The following is a 2,348-nucleotide window of genomic DNA, read 5'->3' on the forward strand; positions in this document are numbered from 1 at the left end:
TCGGGAACGGAGCCGGTCGGGGTCAGCGTCCATCCCGAAGGGGCCACGGCCGAGATCTTCAGGCCGACCAGGTCGTTCGCCTGGTCCTTGATCTCCGCGGACACCGTCGTCTTGCCCTCCGGCGAGGAGGAGGACACGGTCATCTCCGGGAAGCAGCGGCGCTCCTTGCGGTCGGGGTCATCCGCCGGACGGTCGGCGACGGGAACGCCCGAAGCGAACACGGTCTTGGTGACAGGGCACGGCGGCTCCGCCGGGTCGAACTTGGTGGCCTCGATCAGGTTGTTCCGCTCGGGGTTGGTGTGCGTGCCACCTTCGGTCACCCAGTTCCCGGTGCCGGCCAGGTCTCTCGGACCGGGTGGGGTGAAGTAGTTCGGCCCCATCCAGTTCGGCGACATCACGACGTTGTCGTTGAACGTCAGCGCCCTGGACCCCTCGTCAGGGTAGAAGGCCTGCCCCGTGCTCTTGATGAAGTTCTCGGCGATCACCGTGCCGGGATTGGCCGACAGGTTGTAGAAGCCACCGAGGTCGGTGTGCATGAGTCCGTAGCGCGTGATGTAGTTGGCGGTGATCCGGTTGTTCTTCGCCGTCGTCGGCGTGCTGAACTCGGGCTGGTACTTGTAGAGACCGCGGTTGCGGTACTCGATGCTTCCCCCCTGGTCGTTGGCACCCCACCCGTAGCCGAGGCTGATGCCGCTGTAGGGCACGTCGGTGACGTCGTTGTGCTTGATCGTCGAGTTCTGCGTGTAGGTCATCAGGATGCCGACGCCGCTGGTGTAGGTGTCGGCGATGTCCCAGATCCGGTTGTTGGCCACCACGATCTCGGAGACGGTCATCGCGGCGACCGTCTCGTCGCTCACGTTCGGGTCGCGGCTGCCGTCGGGCAGGGTTCCCGGGTGGTGGGCCTGCTGGGAGATGCCGCCGATGGTGATGCCCATCGAGCCGATGGCGGTGAAGCGCGAGTTGGTCACGGAGACGCGCTGCGCCGACAGTCCCACACCCGACAGGTGCGCAGCCGGGTCGTTGCCGATGCCGAGGCCACCGGCACCCAGGTCGGTGAAGGTGGTGTCGTTCACCTTGACGTCGGAGGCCGCGGAGATCTGCACGGCGGAAGGGATCTGGGTCCAGTGCGGTCGCGTGGCCTCGAACTCGGGATAGCCGTTGGCCGGGTAGTGCGGGCCGACGTCGATGTGGCCGCCGGTCTGCTGGTCCACGTATCCGCCGGTCTGCGTCGGCGCGTTCCAGGTCGCGCCCGAGAACGTGAGGCCGTCGATCTCGATCGCCCGAGCCTGCTGCGCCGTCGTGCCGCCGATCGCGAGCAGCGTCTCCAGGCGCGGCAACTCGACGTCGAGTTCGTTGATCTTCGCCGGGTCGGAGGGCTTGAAGTAGAGCTTCTTGCCGCGGGAGTCGAGGTACCACTCCTCGGGTTCGTCGATGAACGCCAGGGCGTTCTCGGCGAAGTACCCGCCGTCGTGGAAGGGCCCCTGGAAGGTGTCCCAGCCCCAGGTGTTGTTCTTCCACGCGGGCTGTTCCATCACCAGGGCCGAACCGTCGTCGCTGATCTTGGTCACGCCGTTGAAGCGGTCGGTGAAGGAGCCGATGCTGCGCAGCTCGACGTCCGCGAGCTGCGCACTCGTGAGGTTCTTGAGGAAGGCCAGGTCGGACGACATCTTCAGGCCGTCCGCCGTGTAGCGGTCCGTCGGCGGACGCGGGATCTTGGTTCGCGCGCGCGGCGCGGTTCGCCCGTCGACGTAGAGGTTGCGGGTCCGGGCCCCGTCGGGGACGGCGGCGGAGTAGATCCCCCGCTCGGCATCGGCGACCGTCCAGCCGGTAACCCGGGTGGAGCCTGAGATGACCGGGGAGGCGCCGTCCGCGGCGATCCATCGCACGGCGAACCCGTTGCCGCCGGAATCCTCCTGGGTCAACCGGATGGGGGCCTCCAGCCGGTACACCCCGTCCGAGAGCACCACTTCGATGTCGGACTGCATGTCGTCGTTGAGAGACCGGACGAGCTCCTGAGCCCGGGCCAGCGAGACCGGGTCATCCGATGTTCCGGAGCCCGTCCCGGACCCGTCGGGTGAGGCGTGCACCTGCCTGGGCGGTGGCGCCGCGGTCGCCCAGCCCGGGCCCGTCCCGGCGATGAACCCTGTGCTGAGCAGGGCTCCGACAGAAAACGCGGCTAAGACGGTCCTCGATCGATCACGAGGTTTTGCGAACGAAAACATCTCTGCCTCCTGGGGGGTGGCCGCCCTTGGAGCGAACGGATCTGGTCGGCGCGACTGAAGGATAGGACGTATGACGTATGACTGCAATGCCCGGCATGAGCCGATTTCACTCTCGCTCAACTCTTC

Annotated in this window: 1 protein-coding gene; it reads right to left on the reverse strand. The window is 67.0% G+C overall.

The window, feature by feature from the left end:
• Positions 1 to 1,985 (reverse strand): right-handed parallel beta-helix repeat-containing protein (locus AB0J76_RS49425; RefSeq protein ID WP_364394329.1); only part of this gene is annotated, 1,985 nt, incomplete at its 3' end.
• Between the last annotated feature and the right edge of the window lie 363 nt (positions 1,986 to 2,348).

The organism is Nonomuraea sp. NPDC049624, from assembly GCF_040675255.1.
Lineage (GTDB): Bacteria > Actinomycetota > Actinomycetes > Streptosporangiales > Streptosporangiaceae > Nonomuraea.